General features: G+C 67.4%; 20 protein-coding genes. 10 read left to right on the top strand and 10 right to left on the bottom strand.

Annotated features, from left to right (window positions below; genetic code table 11):
* Positions 1 to 31: 31 nt before the first annotated feature.
* From PG2T_RS04295 to PG2T_RS04280, 4 genes are all read left to right on the top strand, one after another.
* The gene (locus PG2T_RS04295; RefSeq protein ID WP_068802984.1) at positions 32 to 832 is read left to right on the top strand and encodes a uracil-DNA glycosylase; all 801 of its coding nucleotides are present in this window, start codon (positions 32 to 34) and stop codon (positions 830 to 832) included.
* Positions 829 to 1,323 carry a ribosomal protein S18-alanine N-acetyltransferase gene (gene rimI, locus PG2T_RS04290; protein WP_418268532.1) on the top strand — a complete coding sequence of 165 codons (495 nt, stop codon included), beginning with the start codon at positions 829 to 831 and terminating at the stop codon, positions 1,321 to 1,323. Before PG2T_RS04295 ends, rimI begins: the two co-directional genes overlap by 4 nt.
* Positions 1,324 to 1,398: 75 nt before the next feature.
* The gene (locus PG2T_RS04285) at positions 1,399 to 2,985 is read left to right on the top strand and encodes a peptide chain release factor 3 (protein WP_068802982.1); all 1,587 of its coding nucleotides are present in this window, start codon (positions 1,399 to 1,401) and stop codon (positions 2,983 to 2,985) included.
* Between the two features lie 178 nt (positions 2,986 to 3,163).
* Positions 3,164 to 5,023 (top strand): DEAD/DEAH box helicase, encoded by a 1,860-nt coding sequence (locus tag PG2T_RS04280; protein WP_083215009.1) that lies wholly within the window; start codon positions 3,164 to 3,166, stop codon positions 5,021 to 5,023.
* 286 nt (positions 5,024 to 5,309) lie between these two features.
* Here the strand turns inward: PG2T_RS04280 and PG2T_RS04275 are convergent, their stop codons facing one another.
* The 4 genes from PG2T_RS04275 to PG2T_RS04260 all read right to left on the bottom strand — a co-directional run bounded on the left by PG2T_RS04275 (position 5,310) and on the right by PG2T_RS04260 (position 7,442).
* Positions 5,310 to 5,606, bottom strand: coding sequence for a type II toxin-antitoxin system RelE/ParE family toxin (locus tag PG2T_RS04275; RefSeq protein WP_068802980.1), 297 nt, complete (start codon positions 5,604 to 5,606; stop codon positions 5,310 to 5,312).
* A 2-nt stretch (positions 5,607 to 5,608) separates the two neighbouring features.
* Positions 5,609 to 5,896 (bottom strand): CopG family ribbon-helix-helix protein, encoded by a 288-nt coding sequence (locus tag PG2T_RS04270; protein WP_068802979.1) that lies wholly within the window; start codon positions 5,894 to 5,896, stop codon positions 5,609 to 5,611.
* Between the two features lie 205 nt (positions 5,897 to 6,101).
* Positions 6,102 to 6,956 carry an SPFH domain-containing protein gene (locus PG2T_RS04265; RefSeq protein WP_068802978.1) on the bottom strand — a complete coding sequence of 285 codons (855 nt, stop codon included), beginning with the start codon at positions 6,954 to 6,956 and terminating at the stop codon, positions 6,102 to 6,104.
* A gap of 42 nt (positions 6,957 to 6,998) precedes the next feature.
* Entirely contained in the window at positions 6,999 to 7,442 is a 444-nt protein-coding gene (locus tag PG2T_RS04260) for an NfeD family protein (protein ID WP_068802977.1), read from the bottom strand.
* A 170-nt stretch (positions 7,443 to 7,612) separates the two neighbouring features.
* On the opposite strand from PG2T_RS04260, the gene PG2T_RS04255 reads away from it, so the two are divergent.
* The gene (locus PG2T_RS04255) at positions 7,613 to 8,821 is read left to right on the top strand and encodes an MBL fold metallo-hydrolase (RefSeq protein ID WP_068802976.1); all 1,209 of its coding nucleotides are present in this window, start codon (positions 7,613 to 7,615) and stop codon (positions 8,819 to 8,821) included.
* A 291-nt stretch (positions 8,822 to 9,112) separates the two neighbouring features.
* On the opposite strand, the gene PG2T_RS04250 is transcribed toward PG2T_RS04255, so the two are convergent.
* Together PG2T_RS04250 and PG2T_RS04245 are read right to left on the bottom strand one after the other, a co-directional pair.
* Positions 9,113 to 9,616 (bottom strand): GNAT family N-acetyltransferase, encoded by a 504-nt coding sequence (locus PG2T_RS04250; protein ID WP_068802975.1) that lies wholly within the window; start codon positions 9,614 to 9,616, stop codon positions 9,113 to 9,115.
* On the bottom strand, positions 9,613 to 9,891 hold the full coding sequence (locus PG2T_RS04245) for a type II toxin-antitoxin system TacA family antitoxin (RefSeq protein WP_068802974.1): 279 nt from the start codon (positions 9,889 to 9,891) through the stop codon (positions 9,613 to 9,615). The genes PG2T_RS04250 and PG2T_RS04245 overlap by 4 nt, the downstream gene beginning before the upstream one ends.
* Before the next feature lie 506 nt (positions 9,892 to 10,397).
* On the opposite strand from PG2T_RS04245, the gene PG2T_RS16955 reads away from it, so the two are divergent.
* Both PG2T_RS16955 and PG2T_RS04235 read left to right on the top strand, forming a co-directional pair.
* Complete coding sequence (locus PG2T_RS16955; protein ID WP_075968139.1) at positions 10,398 to 10,607, top strand: type II toxin-antitoxin system HicB family antitoxin; 210 nt, start codon at positions 10,398 to 10,400, stop codon at positions 10,605 to 10,607.
* Positions 10,608 to 10,636: 29 nt separating this feature from the next.
* Entirely contained in the window at positions 10,637 to 10,867 is a 231-nt protein-coding gene (locus PG2T_RS04235; protein ID WP_068802972.1) for a DUF433 domain-containing protein, read from the top strand.
* A 455-nt stretch (positions 10,868 to 11,322) separates the two neighbouring features.
* Here the strand turns inward: PG2T_RS04235 and PG2T_RS04230 are convergent, their stop codons facing one another.
* From PG2T_RS04230 to PG2T_RS04220, 3 genes are read right to left on the bottom strand one after another with little or no spacing between them, the layout of a single operon-like run.
* On the bottom strand, positions 11,323 to 12,165 hold the full coding sequence (locus tag PG2T_RS04230; RefSeq protein WP_068802971.1) for a glycosyltransferase: 843 nt from the start codon (positions 12,163 to 12,165) through the stop codon (positions 11,323 to 11,325).
* 49 nt (positions 12,166 to 12,214) lie between these two features.
* Positions 12,215 to 12,631 (bottom strand): putative toxin-antitoxin system toxin component, PIN family, encoded by a 417-nt coding sequence (locus PG2T_RS04225; RefSeq protein WP_068802970.1) that lies wholly within the window; start codon positions 12,629 to 12,631, stop codon positions 12,215 to 12,217.
* Complete coding sequence (locus PG2T_RS04220; RefSeq protein WP_068802969.1) at positions 12,621 to 12,872, bottom strand: type II toxin-antitoxin system Phd/YefM family antitoxin; 252 nt, start codon at positions 12,870 to 12,872, stop codon at positions 12,621 to 12,623. The genes PG2T_RS04225 and PG2T_RS04220 overlap by 11 nt, the downstream gene beginning before the upstream one ends.
* Positions 12,873 to 13,550: 678 nt before the next feature.
* Between PG2T_RS04220 and PG2T_RS04215 the strand changes: the two genes are divergently transcribed.
* Together PG2T_RS04215 and PG2T_RS04210 are read left to right on the top strand one after the other, a co-directional pair.
* Positions 13,551 to 13,922, top strand: coding sequence for a DNA-binding protein (locus PG2T_RS04215; RefSeq protein WP_068802968.1), 372 nt, complete (start codon positions 13,551 to 13,553; stop codon positions 13,920 to 13,922).
* Complete coding sequence (locus PG2T_RS04210) at positions 13,919 to 14,446, top strand: RES family NAD+ phosphorylase (RefSeq protein ID WP_068802967.1); 528 nt, start codon at positions 13,919 to 13,921, stop codon at positions 14,444 to 14,446. Before PG2T_RS04215 ends, PG2T_RS04210 begins: the two co-directional genes overlap by 4 nt.
* Before the next feature lie 657 nt (positions 14,447 to 15,103).
* Here PG2T_RS04210 and PG2T_RS04205 read toward each other — a convergent pair.
* On the bottom strand, positions 15,104 to 15,430 hold the full coding sequence (locus PG2T_RS04205) for a glycosyltransferase (protein ID WP_202816417.1): 327 nt from the start codon (positions 15,428 to 15,430) through the stop codon (positions 15,104 to 15,106).
* Between the two features lie 48 nt (positions 15,431 to 15,478).
* Between PG2T_RS04205 and PG2T_RS04200 the strand changes: the two genes are divergently transcribed.
* A complete protein-coding gene (locus PG2T_RS04200; protein WP_202816416.1) occupies positions 15,479 to 15,658 on the top strand; it encodes a type II toxin-antitoxin system HicB family antitoxin in 180 nt (59 codons plus the stop codon).
* Positions 15,659 to 15,801: the final 143 nt, after the last annotated feature.

Here is a 15,801-nt window from a genome sequence, read left to right as displayed (position 1 = left end):
GGCAGCGCCGTCCTTACCCCGGTTTTACCGCATGCCCGTCAGTTCCCGTCAGGCCCGCTATCTGGACGCGCTCGGCGTGACGCGCTACGCGCGGCGTGTGGCGGACGGGGGAGCGGCGGAGGCCTCACCCGCGGCGCCGACAGTGGCCGTACTGGCGGAAACGGCGCAGCCATTCGCGGCGCCAGCCCAGAGCGCGCAGCCCCTGGCGACGAAGCCAGTCGTGCCAGTTCCGGCCGTTTCGACAATTTCAGACCCCACGCTTGCCTGGCCGCAGCTGATCGCGCAGATCAGCGCCTGCACCGCCTGCGGCCTGAGCCGCACGCGCACCCACACCGTGCCGGGCGTCGGTGATCTTCGCGCCGACTGGCTGATCGTCGGCGAGGCGCCGGGCGCCGATGAGGACGCCATCGGTGAGCCCTTCGTCGGGCGTGCCGGCAAGCTGCTCGACGCCATGCTGCAGGCGGTGGGCCTGAGCCGCCAGCGCGGCGTCTACATCACCAACATCGTCAAGTGCCGCCCGCCGGGCAACCGCGACCCGGCGCCGGACGAGGCGGGCGCCTGCGCCGGCTACCTGGAGCGGCAGATCGCGCTGATCGAGCCCAAGCTGATCCTGGCGGTCGGCAAGGTGGCGGCCCACAACCTGCTGGGCAGCGAGGAGCCGGTCAACCGCATGCGCGGCAAGGTGTGGCAGTGGCGGGGCACAGAACTGCCTGTGGTGGTGACGTACCACCCGGCCTATTTGCTGCGCTCGCCGCTGGAGAAGCGCAAGTCCTGGGACGACCTGTGCCTGGCGCAGGACGTCTACCGCCAGCGCAGCGGGCAGCCTGCCTGATGGCCGCGCGCCTGCCCGACCCGGACACGCACGGCGTCATCGCGGTGCGGGCCATGGCGGTCGCCGACGTGCCGGCCGTGGCGGCCATCGAAAAACAGGCCTATCCGGCGGTTCAGGCGTGGTCGGAGGGCATCTTTCGCGACTGCCTGCGCGTCGGTTACCTGTGTCAGGTGCTGGAAGTCGACGCCGAGCTGGCGGGCTACGGCATCCTGTCGATCGCCGCCGGCGAGGCGCACCTGCTGAACGTGTGCGTGGCGCCGGGACGGCAGGGGCGGGGACTTGGCCGCCGGCTGGTGGAACATTTCCTGGATCTGGCCGACCGCTACAAGGCGCACACGGTGTACCTGGAAGTGCGCCCGTCGAACACGCCGGCGCGGGCGCTTTACAAGTCGTTAGGGTTCCGGCGCATCGGCGTGCGAAAATCCTACTACCCGGCAGCGCCCGGCGAGCCGCGCGAAGACGCCATCCAGCTCGCCCGGGACATTGCCTGAGCGCTGCATCGTCCCCATCTAGTCCAACCCTGAGCCCGATTTGCCGGCGATCTTTCCGCCGGCGCTGATTCCTGCATGACCGAACTGACCCCCGAAGTCGCCCGGCGGCGCACCTTCGCCATCATCTCGCACCCGGATGCCGGCAAGACCACGCTGACCGAAAAGCTGTTGCTGTACGGCGGCGCCATCCAGATGGCCGGCACCGTCAAGGCGCGCAAGGCCGCCCGGCACGCCACCTCGGACTGGATGGCGCTCGAAAAGGAACGCGGCATCTCCGTGACATCGTCGGTGATGCAGTTCCCGTACCGGGACTGCGTCATGAACCTGCTGGACACGCCCGGCCACGCCGATTTCTCGGAAGACACCTACCGCACGCTGACGGCGGTCGACTCCTGCCTGATGGTGATCGACGCCGCCCGCGGCGTGGAGGAACGCACCATCAAGCTGATGGAGGTGTGCCGCCTGCGCGACACGCCGATCATCACCTTCGTGAACAAGCTCGACCGTGAGGGCCGCGAGCCGGTCGAGCTGCTCGACGAGATCGAGTCGGTGCTGGGCATCGCCTGCGCGCCGGTGAGCTGGCCGATCGGCATGGGCCAGCGCCTGAAAGGCATCGTCGACCTGATCACCGGCCAGGTGCGCCTGTTCGTCGGTGCCCGGCACGGCGAGCGGGCCGAGGCCGGCGCGCTGCTGGACGGCCTGGACGACCCGCGGCTGCTGGAGCACCTGGACGCCCAGGACCTGGCCGCGCTGCGCGACGAGATCGAGCTGGTGCAGGGCGCCAGCGCCAGTTTCGACCTCGACGCCTACCGCGCCGGCCGGCAGACGCCGGTGTTTTTCGGTTCCGCCATCCACAACTTCGGCGTGCAGGAGCTGCTGGACGCGGTGGTGAGCTACGCGCCCTCGCCGGGCGCACAGACAGCAGTCGAGCGCGAAGTGCAGCCCGACGAGCCGGCCTTCACCGGCTTCGTGTTCAAGATCCAGGCGAACATGGACCCGGCGCACCGCGACCGGGTGGCGTTCTTTCGCGTCTGCTCGGGCGCCTACGAGCGCGGCATCCGCGTCAAACACGTGCGCATCGGCCGCGAGCAGCAGCTGGCCAACGCCATCACCTTCATGGCCGGCGAGCGCGAAGGCGCCGAGCGGGCCGTGGCCGGCGACATTCTGGGCATCCACAACCACGGCACGGTGCGCATCGGCGACACCTTCACCCAGGGCGAGAGCCTGCGCTACACCGGCATCCCGGACTTCGCGCCGGAGCTGTTCCGCCGCGCGCAGCTGCGCGACCCGCTGCGCAGCAAGGCGCTGCTCAAGGGTCTGGAACAGCTGTCGGAGGAGGGCGCCACGCAGCTGTTCCGGCCGCTTACAAGTAACGACCTGATCCTGGGCGCGGTCGGCGTGCTGCAGTTCGAAGTGGCGGCTTATCGCCTGAAGCACGAGTACGGCGTCGAGGCGACCTTCGAGCCGGTCAACGTCGTCACCTGCCGCTGGGTGCACGGCGACGATCCGAAAAAGCTCGACGAATTCCAGCGCCGGGCCGAGGCCAACCTGGCCCTCGACGGCAACGGCGAGCTGGTCTACCTGGCGCCGACCCGCGTCAACCTGAACCTCACCGAAGAGCGCTGGCCGGACCTGCGTTTCCTGGCCACGCGCGAGCATTGATTGGCTTTGTGTCGTGTGGGAGGCCCGCCCTCGGGCCGAATGGTTGAATTGAAGATTCGCGGCGGGGGCGCCGCTCCCACCGGGTGGCGCTTCCACTGACCGAATGCATTTTGCGCCGCCGGCTGCATACTGCCCGGCGCCGTGGCGATCCGTTTTTTTTCCACTGGTATCGAAAATCATGAGCACCGAACCGGCCGCCGAGCCGACCTTTGCCGATCTGGACCTGCCGCCCGCCCTGCTGCAGGCGGTGACCGATCTTGGCTACGAAACGCCGTCGCCGATCCAGGCGCGCATCATTCCGCACCTGCTGGCCGGCCGCGACGTGCTCGGCCAGGCGCAGACCGGCACCGGCAAGACGGCGGCCTTCGCCCTGCCGTTGCTGGCCAGGATCGACCCGACCAAAAACACCACGCAGGTGCTGGTGCTGGCGCCCACGCGCGAGCTGGCGCTGCAGGTGGCCGAGGCCTTCGGCCGCTATGGCGCGCACCTGCCGGGCATCCGGGTGATGGCCATCTACGGCGGCCAGGGCTACCGCGAACAGCTGCAGGGCCTGCGCCGTGGCGCGCACGTGGTGGTCGGCACGCCGGGGCGCGTGATGGACCACATGACCCGCGGCTCGCTGGATCTGTCGGGCCTGTCGGCGCTGGTGCTGGACGAAGCCGATGAAATGCTGCGCATGGGCTTCATCGACGACGTCGAATTCGTCCTGTCCGAGTCACCGAGCACGCGCCAGCTGGCGCTGTTCTCGGCCACGCTGCCGGCGCCCATCAAGCGCATCGCCCAGAAGCACCTGAATGACCCGCAGGAGGTGTCGATCAAGGTCCGCACCACCACCGCCGAGACCATCAATCAGCGCTACTGGAGCGTCGGCGGCGGCGTGCCCAAGCGCGAGGCCCTGACGCGCATCCTGGAGACCACGCCGCACGAGGGCGTGCTGATCTTCGTGCGCACCAAGATCGAAACCCAGGAACTGGCCGATTATCTGAACGCCCAGGGCTTTGCTGCCGCGCCGCTGTCCGGCGACATTGTCCAGTCGCAGCGCGAACACACCGTAAACCGCCTCAAATCCGGCCAGCTCGACCTGGTAGTCGCCACCGACGTGGCCGCCCGCGGCCTGGACGTGGAGCGCATCAGCCACGTCATCAACTACGACATCCCCTACGACACGGAAGCCTACGTGCACCGCATCGGCCGCACCGGCCGCGCGGGACGCAGCGGCGAGGCGATCCTTTTCGTGGCCCCGCGCGAGGCGCGCATGCTGCAGGCCATCGAGCGCGCCACCCGCCAGCGCATCGAGGAAATGCCCCTGCCGGGCGTCGAGGCCGTCAACCAGCGCCGCATCGGGCGCTTCATGGGCCGCATCGACGAGGCCCTGGCAAACGCCGAGAACGCCGACACCGTGGCCCTGTTCAAACGCCTGCTGGGCGACTACGTGCAGGAAAAATCCGTCGAGCCGATCGACATCGCCGCCGCCCTGGCCGCGGTGGTGCAGGGCTCGGAACCCCTGCTGCTGGCGCCAGAACGCCCGCAACCGAAGGCCTTCAAGCCGCGTGCGGAAGGCCCGGCGCGCGAGCGCACGCGCGACAGCGCCCCCGGCGAGCGCCGGCCGGCGCGCGGCGCCCCGGCCCCCGACGAGCACCTGGAGTCGTACCGGGTGGAGGTCGGCAGCAGCCACGGCGTGAAGCCGTCGAACCTGGTCGGCGCCATCGCCAACGAGATTGGCCTCGACAGCAAGTTCATCGGCCGCATCGAAATCTACGACCACCACAGCACGGTCGACCTGCCGCAAGGGCTGCCGAAGGACCTGATGGCGATCCTGAAGCGCACGCGCGTGGCCGGTCAGCCGCTGGCCATCAGCCGCGTCGCCGACGGCGCGCCGATTGCCAATCCCTACCAGCGCCCGCGCCCGTTTCGCGGCCCGGCACCGGAAGGCGCCCCGCGACCGTTCAAGCCGCGGCCCGCCGGCGACAAGACCTTCAAGCCGAAGGCCAAGACCGGGTATCCGAAGCGCAAGCCGGGGGATGGGCCGGCTCGATAGCGACGGTATGCCGCCGGGCTGTGCGCGCTCCCCGGGTGGGGCGCGCCAGGCAAGGGCGCGATGATCGCCCGGCGAAGCCGGGCTCCGACAGCAGATCCCCGCCGTGGCCGCGACTCACAAGGAGCGGCGCCCGCGCCGCCATCAACACCCCGCCGAAACCACCGCCGGCGCCACACCTACCGCCCGAACAAAAAATCCGCCTGCACCGCGCGGCCGTCGCCGTCATCTGATCGAGCCTGTCGAAACCCGTTCTTCGACAGGGCTGCAAAACTACGCGTGGGCAGGCCTACGGCCGTGCATAACCGGCCTCCCGTTGACTGCGCACGGCCAGGATGAAAACCGTATCAATCGCCGCGGCATAGCGATACAGCGCCACATACCCGCGCGCACCGTGCCCGATTACCAACTCGCGATTGCCCGCGGTGTCCGGACGGCCGATCAGGGGATTGCGTTCCAGCACGTCGATTGCCGCGATGATGTCCTGCAACCGCGACGGGGCGTCCACTGCGTCGTACTCGGCCAGGTGGGCCAGGATCCGGTCAAAGTCATCCGCAATCTTGGGAGCCAGTTCGATACGGGACACTTTCAGGGCGCCAGCTTGCGCGCCGCCGGCCGTGCGGGGCGCTTGCCCTCCACACTTTGCTCAAGATAGCGCCGCATTTCCTGCCATGGGATGGTCTCGCCGGACGCCACGATGTCCGCATACCGCTGGTTTGCGGTCTCGTTGAAATCCTGCCGCAAGGCTTCCTGTTCGGTTTTCTCCACAATGGCTTGCAGGATGAAGCCGTGGGTTGTGGTGCCCGAGCGTTCCGCCGCCAGACGGATACGCTGTTTGAGTTCATCCGAGAGGCGAATGGTCGTCGTGGTGGACATGGGCCGCTCCAGAAGCAAAATGATGTAGCACCTTGGTGTTACATGCTCGCAGGTTTCCGCGCCGCAAGTCCAGCCCGTAGCGAACGGCCTCCCCGGTGAAGCGTTTTAGTTGCCGTAACGGCACGCGAAACATACAAGGAGCGCAGCTTCGCTGCGCGATGATCGCCCGGCACAGCCGGGCTCCTACAGTTTTCCGAAGGTTTTTTTAGCCCTTCAGGCTTCCAATCAGGCCGCGCACCGCCGCCGGCAGGTCGGCCGGCAGGATCACCAGCTTGCTGTTCTGGCTGTTGGCCAGGCCGCGCATGGCCTCGATGTACTTCTCGCCGAGCAGGTAGACCACCGGCAGCTCGCCGGTCTGGGTGGCTTCGGCCACCTTGCGGATGGCGGTCTGGCTGGCTTCGGCCAGCACCACCTGCGCTTCGGCGTCGCGCCGCGAGGCCTCCAGCCGGCCGTCGGCCTGCAGGATGGCGGCACTCTTGTCGCCCTCGGCGCGGGTCACGGTGGCGCGCCGCGCGCGCTCGGCAGCGGCCTGTTCCTCCATGGCGTGCTGCATGGTCGGCGAGGGCTTGATGTCCTGGATTTCGACCGTCTTGAGGGTGATGCCCCAATCGGCGATGTCGTCCGAGATGGCGGCCTTCAGCTTGGCCTTGATCATCTCGCGCGACGACAGGGCGTCGTCCAGGTCCATCTCGCCGACGATCGAGCGTAACGAGGTCTGCACCAGACTCTGGATGGCGAAGATGTAGTTCTCGACGCCGTAGACGGCCTTTTCGGGCGCCACGATGTTGATGTAGGCCAGCGCGTTGGCAATGATCACGGCGTTGTCACGCGTGATGACTTCCTGCGAGGGAATGTCCATCACGATGTCCTTGGTGGTGACCTTGTAGGACACCGTGTCGATGTACGGGATGATCAGGTTCAGGCCCGGGCTGAGCGTGCTCTGGTATTTGCCCAGGCGCTGCACCACGTGCTTGCTGCCCTGCGGCACGATGCGCACGCCAAGGCCGATGGTGACCACCACCAGGGCAAACAGGATAAAGGCCAAGGTAATGCCAGGCATCGCAGTGCTCCGCAGTTGAAAAATTGAAAAAGACAGGCCGGCTCAGTCGCGCTTCTCGACGATCAGCGTGTTGCCGGAAAAATCCTTCACGTACACACGGTCGCCGGTAGCGACCGGGCCGTCACAGATGAATTCCCACTCGTCGTCGCCCAGCAGCGGGGTGGTGAAGCGCACCCTACCGCGCTTGTCGCCGTGCGGTGGGCGCAGCACGCGGCCAGCTTCGCCGATGACCGCCGCCCGCGCGTTGCCGGCCTGGGTGCGGTCCTTCATCAGCGGGCGCAGATAACGAAACCACAGCAGGGTCATCAGGCCGGATGAAACGCTCCAGCCCAGCAACTGCAGGGCCGGATCGAGGTTCGGGTCCAGCCACACCACGGCGCCCACCAGCAGGGCGCCCAGGCCGAACCAGAACACGAAAAAGCTGGCCATGAACAGCTCGGCCATCAGCAAGGCCATCCCCAGCGCGAGCCAGTGCCAGTAGAGCATCGTTCCCTCCCGCGTTGTGTCGGCCGGCATCATACCGTGCGCCCGCCGGCCGGGCGGGCCGCCTCGATGATGCGCGCCATCGCGCCTGGACCTGGTCCTGCCGGCGGTGTCTGCCGCCGCCCGCGTCCCCTACACTGGCCCGTAAGTTCGGCCGGGGGGAGGGACGTGCGATGTGCCAGGAAGTGGGTCATGCGGTGCAGCTGGCGCTGTCGCGGCGCGGTCTGCTCAAGGCCGGTGCCGGGGCCAGCGTGGCGGCCTTGTCGCTGATGCTGGGCGGCGCGCCGGTGACGGCTGCGGCGGCCCCGGCGGCCGTGGACGATGCGGCGGCGGGTTTCGATACGCGCCTGATCCTGCTGGGCACGGCCGGTGGGCCGGCCTGGTTCCCGGGCAGCAGCCGGCACGGCATCGCCTCCGCGCTGCAGGTACGCGAGCTGACCTACATGATCGATTGCGGCGACGGCGCGGCGCGCCAGCTCGCGCACGCGCTGATGCGCGCCAGCCCGGGGGCGCACCCGTTCCAGTTGCTGGAACCGCTGCGGGCGCTGTTCTTCACGCACCTGCATTCCGACCACGTGGTCGATTACAACAATCTGCTGCTGCAGGGCTGGACGGCCGGCATTGGCCGGCGCCAGCCGCTGGACGTGCTGGGCCCCGGCCCGCGGGGCGAACTGCCGCCCACGTTCCAGGTGCCCGGGCGGCCGCGCGCGCAGCCGGACGTTGTATTTCCCGACGCGCCGACGCCCGGCACGGTGCAGATGACCGACGGCATCTTTCGGGCCTTTGCGACCGACATCAACGACCGGGTGCGCGACTACCTGTGGCCGGATGTGCGCACGCTGGTGAACGTCAGGGACATCGCGCTGCCGCCGATTGCCGGCTTCGTCAGTCCGAATCAGACCCCCGCGCCGACCATGGAACCGTTCCCGGTGTGGTCGGACGCCAACGTGCGGGTGAGCGCGACGCTGGTCGAGCATGCGCCGGTGTTTCCGTCGTTCGCGTTCCGCTTCGACAGCGAGCAGGGCTCGGTGGTGTTCTCGGGCGATACCGGCCCGTGCCAGAACCTGGTGCGCCTGGCGCGCAACGCCGACGTGCTGGTGCACGAGGTGATCGACGCCGCCTGGGTGGACGCGCTGTTCCCGCCGCCGCTGGATGCAACCACCGAGGCGCTCAAGCACCACCTCCTGTCCGCGCACACGTCGATCGAGGACGCCGGCCGCATCGCCGAGCAGGCGGGCGCCAGGACGCTGGTGCTCAGCCACGTCATCCCGCACAACGTGGGCGACGATCGCCTGCGCGGGGCAAGCCGTCATTACTCCGGCCGGCTGGTGCCGGGGCACGATCTGGCGGCCATCGGAATAGGCCGCCGGCGGGCGGCCTGACGAAGTTTTGTGAGCCATCGGAAAACCGCGCGTTTCCGATGGCGGGCGCTGGGAAATCCAGGATGGATTCATTCAGCGCCTCATCAAGATGGCCCATCGCCCGGCAAGCCGGGCTCCTACATGTAGATCCCCGCCGTGGCCGCCGCGCCGATCACGGCGAAACCGTCAGTGGTAGCCCGTATGCAGCGCAGCGGAATACGGGGAACGTTCATTGCCCAACCATCCCGGATTCCGCTGCGCTCCATCCAGGCTACGTTTGCTGTGTGCGGCGCCCTCGCCTTACTGCCGCGCTCAGTTCAACAAACTCCTCAGATCCTTGAGCATCAGGAACAGGTGGTACGGATCGGTCGGGCTGGGCTCGAATTCCCAGGACTCGTACCAGCGCCGCGCCGCATCATCCTTGGCGTGCACCAGCAGGCAGCGAATGCCGGCGATGTCGGCGGCCTGGGCCGTGCGTAGCAGTGCATCCTTGAGCAAAGCTTGACCCAGGCCTTTGCGCTGATGCTCCCTGTCCACTGCGAGCCGGGCCAAGATCATCACCGGCACCGGGTGACGCGCCAGCCCCTTCATCACCCTCGACGGCGCGGCATCCGGATCGACGCTGCCGACGGCGAGGCTGTAGAAGCCGACCACCACGTCACCCTGGCAGCAGACGTAGGTCTGCGCGCTGTTGGCCTTCTGGTTGACGAGCGCGTAGCGCTGCAGGAACTGGTTCAGCGCGGCCTGGCCGCAGTCGAAGGCATCGGTTTGATCCGTGGCTGCAAGCTTGCGAACGGGTGCGTAGCCATTGCTCAACCGAGCACCCCGGGCTCATCCAGCAGCTTCTTCAGGCGCGGCTTGCCTTGCACCGACCGATCCAGCGCTTCCTGGAACGCCTGCCACTGCGCCTCGTCCAGCACGAACTGGCGACGATCCGCCAGCGTCTGCGCCGCAGCCGTCACGCCTGCGTCGAGCAGGAACTCGCTGACGTTCTTGTGGCAGGCGCGCGCCGCTTCCTGCAGCAGCTGCTTGACCGGCGCGCTTGCACGGACGTCGATGCGCTCAGTCTTGGAAAGATTCAGCGTGCTCATGAACTGCCCCTCCGGACCTTGGATGCTCCCATTGTAGTTGTCCGGACAGCGTCATGACAATTCGTTTCTTGTCTCGACCCCAGCCATGCACCTGCATCCGTGTTGCAATGCGTCGGTAGCGCGCCGCATGCAGGCTCCATCCGGTGCCACGCACCGTGGGGCGCAGCTTCGCTGCGCGATGATCGCCCGGCGTAGCCGGGCTCCTACAAGGGCGATGATCACCCCCCCAATCCCCCGCATGGCCGCCTCCAACTGCGCCACCAGCCGGCCCGGAAAATCCCGCAGCACCCACGCCGTGCTCGCGGTACGCGCAGCCACCACCGGCCGGCCGCAGGCCATCGCCTCGTACAGCTTGATGGGGTAGCTGTAATCGCCGAACGCGCCCGGCGTGTTCATCACCGCCCCTGCGTCGGGCGCTTCGGCGGGTAGAATCCTGCGGACCGCCACGCGGCGCACATTGGCGCACCAGAGGCGGGCGATCCTGGAGCGCGACCACGAAATTCAACATCACATTGGACCGGGATGAAGACGGCGTATGGACTGCTCAATGCCCGGCGATTCCTGGCTGCCTTAGCCAGGGCGAAACCAAAGATGAAGCGGTTGAGAGCATCGAACACGCCATAGCGCTGTGCCTTGAGGTACGGGCAGAAAAAGGACTGCCACTCACCATCGAGGCCCGGCAAATCGAGGTTGTCGCTGAACGGTGTTGCGTCTAATCCAACCTGCAAGACCGAAGGAGCTCAACATGGAACAACTCGACCGCATTACCCAGCAGCCCGGCGTGATGGGCGGCAAGGCCTGCATACGCGGAATGCGCGTGACGGTCGGCATGGTCGTGGGGCAGGTCGGTGCGGGGCACGGCATTGACGAAATCCTGGCCGACTACCCGTACCTGGAACGCGAGGACATCCTGCAGGCGCTGCGCTACGCCGCTTGGCGAGCCGAGGAACGCGAGGTCACGCTGGCCTCTGAATGAAACTGCTCATCGACATGAACCTGTCGCCGCGCTGGGTCAGCGTGACCATCCCGGATTCCGCTGCGCTCCATCCAGGCTACTTTTGCTGTGGAAGCGGTGCCCCCGCCGCGAATCTTCAGTTCATCCATTCGGCCCGAGGGCGGGCCTCCCACACCCACTGTAGAAGCGCTGCTTCGCCGCGCGATGATCGCCAGGCGTAGCCGGACTCCTAAAAGGGCGATGATTAGCCGCCAAGGAATGGCAGTCAGTGGTAGCCCGTATGCAGCGCAGCGGAATACGGGGAACGTTCATTGCCCAACCATCCCGGATTCCGCTGCGCTCCATCCAGGCTACTTTTGCTACACCACGTCACGGGACACGATCGACGACGTAGCGCGGCAGCCCGCATCCAGCGCAGCACACCACGGGAAAACCGGTTACCCCATCACCCCGGATTCCGCTGCGCTGCATCCAGGCTACTTGTGCTGACAACGAAGCACGACATGAACCACAAACGTAAACGACCGAAACAATCGCGCGCCGGCTGCCTGCTTTGCAAACCGAACAAACTGGGCAAGGGCGTCGAGAAGACGCTCGGCCGGCGCGGTTTCGGCAAGCTGCGCAAAGAGGCAGCCGCACAACAGGACCTGCGCTGCGCCACATAACGGCACGGCGGCGGGCCGCCTGCCGAGCGGCCAGCGCCGCGATGAAGGCTCCATCCGGTGCAATGCGGCTTCGCCTTGTTGCACCTGCGCACTGTGGGAGCGCAGCTTTGCTGCGTGATGGACCGGCAACCCGCAAGGGCGCCATGCAAGGGCGCATCGCCCGGCAAGCCGGGCTCCTACAATCGATCCCCGCCGCCGCCCCGCGGACGGCATCCCCCGCTCGCGGGAGAGGGGCAGGGGAGAGGGTGCTTCCTTGTTGTAGGAGCGCAGCTGCGCTGCGCGATGAAAAACGGCGCCGCCCCGCCAGCGGCTCAGGCCGCAGCCGGACCGCCCGCCGATCCGCCGCATTGCCGCCTCCAACTCCGCGCCCGATGCGCCCCAGCCCGACTGCGGGCCATAGTCCACCGCCCCAAGGTCCAGAGCCGCCACCAGCGCGCCGGCCAGCGCCGCCGCATCGCCCGGCGCCACCAGCCGGTCCGGAACATCCCGCAGGCGTCTGCAAATACCATGGGCCGTGCTCGCGGTGCGCGAAGCCACCACCGGCCGGCCGCAGGCCATCGCCTCGTACAGCTTGATGGGGTAGCTGTAATCGCCGAACGCGCCCGGCGTGTTCATCACCGCCACCACGTCCAGTGGCTGATACAGCGCCGGCATGTCAGCGACGGTTGAAACCCGCCCACAGCGTGCCCGCCGGTAACCACCATCAGCCCGTTTGGGCAAGGTAGGCGGCGGGCTCCAGGATGCGAACATCGCGAAACGGATCGAGAACCAGCAAGTCCTGATCAGCGGTGATGATCACCCCGGCCTCCCCGTTGACCGCCAGCGCCAGGAACTTGTCGTCGCGCGGGTCGCGGCAGGCCTGCACGGGGTGCAGGATGGGGACCCACTGCGCGATGCGCATGAACAACCGTAAAAACTGCTGCCGTTCGGAAACCGTCAGGTAGCGGTCGAATTTGGGCCGCGACAGTACGTCCGCGAGTTCTTCGAGCGTCGCTTCGCTGGCCAGGATCTGCCCCTGATCCACGGTCCTGCGCACGGCTTGCGCGGGCACGGAACTTGGCACCAATAACCGGCTCAGCAGAACGTTGGTGTCGACTACGACACGTGTTCTAGCCTTCATCAGCCAGCAGGTCGGCCAAGGTGTTTTCGGTCAGGCCACGGGCCGCCGCGCGCTCGCCGATGCGGTCGCAGAAGCGCTCGAACTCTTCCACATTCAGCGCCCGCAGGCGTTCATAGTCACGGGCCGATAGCAGCACGGCGACATCCCGCTTCTGGCGACGAATCACCACCGGCTCGCTCTGTGCCGCATCCAGCAGCGCGGCCAACCGCTGCTTGGCTTCAGTGGCGGAGATATAACGCATAGGGTCCATCTTTGGTCAGTTTGTCCATATTGGACAATATAAACCGCCTAACGGTCTGTCAATCGCAGCGCTGCCCTGGTGGGTCAGGCTTCAGCCCGATTGCCCACCGGCGTCTTTCGTCGTTGCGAGGAGCCGCAGGCGACGCGGCAACCTCGGCAATGTGGCGCGGCCACCCGTCGCTGCGAGGCAGGCATGATCGCCCGGCAAGCCGGGCTCCTACAGCAGATACCCACCGTGACCGCCGCGCCGCGGATGCTTGCGCCCCTCTCCCGCGAGCGGGAGAGGGGCCGGGGGAGAGGGCGCCCCCTGCCTCTTGTAGGAGCGCAGCTGCGCTGCGCGATGGACGACAGGTCGGGTCCCATGCGGTGACCCATCGCCCGGCGTAGCCGGGCTCCACAAGGACGACGATCACCCCCCAATCCGCTGCATTGCCCCCTCCAACTCCGCGCCCGATGCGGTCCAGTCCGGCTGCGGACCATAATCCACCGCGCCCAGGTCCAGGGCCGACACCAGCGGCGCCGGCCAGCGCCGCGGCGTCGCCCGGCGCAGCAACGGAACCCTGAGCCATCCCCAGGGGATGGCTTGGACAGGAAGCCTTCCGGCAGGAGGCCGCTTGGAACTGTGCTCAGACTGTGCGTATAATGTGCGCCTGATTCCTCGCCTTTGGGAGCAGCGTCAATGGCCTCTACCGCTTTCGCTGATGTGCTCGAATCGGTACGTGAAGCCGGCACGTCCCGCTTTTCCGCCACGAACGTCGCCGATGCCTTGGGTCTGCAGTACCAGGAACTGGCAGCGCTGGCTGGCGTGCACCGCAACACCCTGCGCACCCACCCCGAGTCACCGCGACTCCAAGACGCGCTGCGTGACCTGATGCGGGTGCTGTCGGCCGCCACGGCGGTGCAGCCGGATACCGCGCGTGCATTCTTCATGGTCAAGAACGAGCCCATACCGGCGTTCCACCACAAGACCCTGCTGCAGTTGGTGCAGGAAGGACGCACCGACGATGCGATCGACTACCTGGAGTCGATCAGTGCGGGGTTCACCGGATGATCCTCCTCGACCTGCCGCCCGGTACCACGCTGTATCGCGCGCATACCCCGCAGTGGGCCAGCCGGCCCACCAGCGGCGCCGGTGCGGCGGCCAAGGGCGGGCGCTTCAACCGGGAGGGCGTCGAGGCGCTGTATCTGTCGCTGGATGAGGTGACCGCATTGCGCGAGTACCAGCAAACCTCGCCGTTCCTGCCGCCCTGCACGATGTGCTCGTACACCGTGGCGTTGCGCGGGCTGGTCGATCTGCGGCAGCTCCGCCGCGGCGAGCCTTGGGACGCGCTGTGGCACGACTGGCGCGAGGACTGGCGCCATCTGAAATTCGACCTGCACATCGAGCCGCCCACCTGGGTGCTGGGCGACATGGTGCTGGCCCAGGGCCACACCGGCATCCTGTTCCCCAGCCAGGCGAACGACGGCGGCACCAATGCCGTGGTGTACGTGGATCGGCTCAGGGACGGCAATTCGGTCGAGGTCAATGATCCCAACGGGCGACTGCCCCGCGACCAATCCAGTTGGAACCGCTGACAACGCAACGCCGTCTCACCTGTCGGCCCCTTGCCGGGCGGAACCCTATCCCCAAGGATAGCCGGCAAGGATGCTCGTGTGCCGCCCGGTCGGCAACGCATGAAGCGTGGTAGCCCGTATGCAGCGCAGCGCAATACGAGCAAACCGGTTGCCCCACCCCAGGCCCATGTTGGGCTGACGCAGGAAGCCCAACATTACCGATTCGGCCGGACTCGGCCCAGCCCGCGTACATCGGTCGCCCGGAACATGGCGGCTGCCGAATGGGTGCAGGCCCGACGACTCCGGCGGCCACGGCGGGCGTGAGTCGTTGGGCTTCCTGCGTCAGCACAACCTACACGCGCCTGCTACCGTCATTCCGGCGAAAGCCTCACCGATCGTCACTCCGGCGAAAGGCGGAATCCACAGTGGTGACGGACTGACCCTGCTCCCCGCGGGCGGGAGGGGCAGGGGAGAGCTTCCTTGTTGTAGGAGCGCAGCTGCCATCCCGGATTCCGCTGCGCTCCATCCAGGCTACTTCTGCTGTGGGAGCGACGCCCCCACCGCGAATCCTCAGTTCATCCATTCGGCCCGAGGGCGGGCCTCCCACGCCCACTGTGGGAGCGCAGCTTTGCTGCGCGATGATCGCCCGGCGTAGCCGGGCTCCTACAAGGGCGATGATCACCCCCCAATCCCCCGCATTGCCGCCGCCAACTCCGCGCCCGACGCAGTCCAGCCCGGCTGCGGACCATAGTCCACCGCGCCAAGGTCCAGAGCCGCCGCCAGCGCACCGGCCAGCGCCGCCGCATCGCCGGGCGCCACCAGCCGGTCCGGAAAATCCCGCAGCACCCAGGCCGTGCTCGCGGTACGCGAAGCCACCACCGGCCGGCCGCAGGCCATCGCCTCGTACAGCTTGATGGGATAGCTGTAATCGCCGAACGCGCCCGGCGTGTTCATCGCCGCCACCGCGTCCAGCGCCTGGACAGGTAGAATCGCGTCGACAGCCACGCCATGCAGTTTGCTGCGCAGTCGCCGGACGATTTTTGGAGCGCGAACATGAAATTCAACGTGACGATCGATCGGGGCGAAGATGGCGTTTGGATCGCCGAATGCCCAGCTATTCCAGGCTGCATCGGCCAGGGCGAAACCAAAGACGAAGCGATCCGCAACATTGCAGAGGCCATTGCGCTTTGCCTGGAAGTACGAGCCGAGAAAAGGATTGCCGCTTACCCTTGAGACGCGGCAAATCGAGGTTGCCGCGTAGTGGCGGTACTGCCCTCGCTGAAGCTCAACATGACCGATTCGGCCGGACTCGGCCCACCCCCATTACATCGGTCGCCTTACATCGGTCGCCCGGAACATGGCGGCTGCCGAATGGG

Source organism: Immundisolibacter cernigliae (assembly GCF_001697225.1).
Classification (GTDB): Bacteria; Pseudomonadota; Gammaproteobacteria; order Immundisolibacterales; family Immundisolibacteraceae; genus Immundisolibacter; species Immundisolibacter cernigliae.
Note: the sequence above shows the minus strand (reverse complement) of the source record. Positions and strands in the feature narration are given on the sequence as shown.